The sequence below is a fragment of the Kurthia zopfii genome (assembly GCF_003143955.1).
Taxonomy (GTDB): Bacteria; Bacillota; Bacilli; order Bacillales_A; family Planococcaceae; genus Kurthia; species Kurthia zopfii.
Map to the genome: position 1 here is coordinate 1 of NZ_QFVS01000073.1, position 3,028 is coordinate 3,028.

At 37.5% G+C, this 3,028-nt stretch carries 1 protein-coding gene and 1 riboswitch; the gene reads left to right on the forward strand.

Translation table 11 applies throughout. The annotated features are described in order from the left end of the window. Positions 1 to 337 precede the first annotated feature (337 nt). Positions 338 to 474: riboswitch (cobalamin riboswitch) on the forward strand. Positions 475 to 620: 146 nt separating this feature from the next. Further along, positions 621 to 2,909 carry a 5-methyltetrahydropteroyltriglutamate--homocysteine S-methyltransferase gene (gene metE / locus DF281_RS14320; RefSeq protein WP_109350934.1) on the forward strand — a complete coding sequence of 763 codons (2,289 nt, stop codon included), beginning with the start codon at positions 621 to 623 and terminating at the stop codon, positions 2,907 to 2,909. Positions 2,910 to 3,028 lie beyond the last annotated feature (119 nt).

Here is a 3,028-nt window from a genome sequence, read left to right on the forward strand (position 1 = left end):
AGCCTATACAAACCGTAGGAACTACGGGGTTAGCTCGGTCAAATAAGAGAAACCGCTGCAAGTAAAGAAATACACTTGCAAGTACGCTCTATTCCCAAGAAGCTCCCACTTCAAGCGTGAAGAACCGTAAGATTTAGCTAAGTGGTGAGTAGTTCACTCCGATATCAATCATGTCATTCATCCCTTATTTTTCGATGGCATTAGCATACCATAAATCCCTATTTCATTGTGAAAGCGCTTAATCCCGACTATTTCACTCTTTTTTATAAATATTTTCAGAATATTTTAAAGTTTCTTATTGATTTTACTTTTCTGTATGTTATAGTAAATCTCAATTACATATTGTGTAAGAAATGGTGGTTATGCGAATAACCTTAAATGGGAAGCTCGGTGAAATTCCGACACTGTCCCGCAACTGTAATTTGAGAGATTTTGATCATAAGTCAGGAGACCAGCCATATTCTAGTACACACCAAATACCTACGTGGAGATAGGTGGTGTTCTGTGCGCTCGAAAAGGGATGACCCTTTATTTTTTCTTGCATAGAAAACGCTTCAGACTATTTCACATGGAATAGTCTTTTATTTTTGGCTTATGTAAAAAAAAGGAGGCAATAATTTATGACAAATGTAAAAAGTACAACAATCGGCTATCCGTATATCGGAGAAAATCGTGAATGGAAACGAACAATTGAACGTTTTTGGAAAAATGATTTAACGGAAACAGAACTTGAACAACAATTGAAACAACAACGAATTCATAATTTATTGAAACAAGAAAAGCTAGGCATCGATCAAGTGACAGTTGGCGACTTTACGCAATATGACCGAGTTCTTGACTTAGCTTTTATGTTCAACATTATCCCGAATCGATATAAAACACTCGAACAATCCCCTTCTTTAAAAACATATTATGCGATGGCTCGTGGTTCACAAGAGACAGTTGCTTGTGAAATGACGAAATGGTTCAATACGAACTACCATTACATCGTGCCAGAATATACAGGCGAAAAATTATCGCTTCAAAACAACACTTTACTATCACTATTTAACGAAGCAAAAGAAGTGTTAAAAAACACACCGAAACCAACATTGATCGGCCCATTTACATTTTCTAAAATTACAAAAGGTTATAATGAACAACAATTCGCCGCTTACTTAGTTCAATTACTGCCACTTTATGAAGAAGTCATTCAGCAACTTGTGGATGCGGGTGCGGAATGGATTCAAATTGAAGAACCCTTACTAACTCAAGAGTTAAGCGATGAGGATTTAAAGCTTGTTCAAGTGATTTATAAGCAACTTGCTGAAAATGTCCCACAAGCAAAAATCATGTTAACAACTTATTTTGAAGGTATTCCACAATATGAACAAATTGTACAATTACCTGTCGCAGGTATTGGCTTAGACTTCGTACATGGTTTCAAAGAAAATAGCCAATCGATTAATCAATTTGGCTTCCCGAATGACAAAGTACTTGCGGTCGGCGTCATTAATGGACGAGATATTTGGACTAGTAACTTAAAAGAAGTAAGCCAACAAATTGATGCGATTTTACAATTAGTACAACCTAAAGAATTATGGATTCAACCTTCTTGTAGTTTGCAACATACACCTGTTACTACTGCATCTGAAACTGAACTTTTCGATGTATTAAAAAATGCGCTTGCATTTGCTGATGAAAAACTTGAAGAAATTCAACAAATCACAAACTATATTAAAGAAGGAAAATGGACAAATCCACAAGTAATTCAAGATAATTTGACGAATTTACAAAACTTAGCCAACCACGTATCGCGTAATAATGAAGAAGTGAAAAATGAATTAAATGCACTTACTGAAGCAGATACAAAACGTGGCGTACCATTCGAAACGCGACTTGAAGTGCAGCAAAAACTACTTCAATTACCTTCATTCCCGACTACGACAATCGGTAGTTTCCCACAATCAGCAGTTGTGAAAAAGACTCGTTCAGACTGGCGTAAAGGGGATCTTTCAAATGAGCAATACGAGAAATTCCTTGAGGAAGAAACATTAAGATGGGTGAAAATCCAAGAGGAGCTTGAACTTGATGTCCTCGTACATGGAGAGTTTGAAAGAACAGACATGGTGGAATATTTCGGAGAAAAACTAAAAGGATTCGCCTTTACGAAAAAAGCTTGGGTTGTTTCTTACGGTTCTCGCTGCGTGAAACCACCAGTAATTTACGGGGATGTTCAATGGGTTGAACCGATGACAGTGAAGGAAACTGCTTTCACGCAACAACATACGAAGCACTGGGTGAAAGGGATGTTAACAGGACCTGTCACAATTCTAAACTGGTCATTCGTTCGTGATGATCTATCTCGCGAAAAAGTTACGAATCAAATTGCACTCGCTCTTCGAAAAGAAATTGAAGCACTTGAAGCAGCTGGCATTCGCATTATTCAAGTTGATGAACCAGCATTGAGAGAGGGTCTTCCATTACGTAAGAAAAATCATTCCGATTATTTACGTTGGGCTACCGATGCATTCAAAATCTCTACTTCTACTGTGAAAGATGATACGCAAATTCATACGCATATGTGCTATTGTGAGTTCAATGACTTCATCGATCCTATCATTTCATTGGATGCGGACGTAATCTCATTAGAAACTTCTCGTAGTCATGGTGAACTTACACATTCATTAAAAGAAAATCCATATCCATATGGAATTGGCCTTGGTGTCTATGATATCCATAGCCCTCGCGTACCTTCCGTTGAAGAAATGGCGACTATATTAGAAGAAAGTCTTGTGACAATTCCCGTGCAGCGCTTTTGGGTAAATCCTGACTGCGGATTAAAAACACGCGGTGAAACTGAAACTGTTGCAGCATTGAAAAACATGGTACAAGCGACGAAAAATTTAAGAAACGCACAATTGAGTTAATTTCATAATTCCAATCCCTTTGTTATCAAGGGGTAAAATTAAATAAAAATGAGGCACCTCCCCAAATTCGGTATAATGGTAGCGACTAAACAACCCACCCGAAAGGAATGATGCCTCAT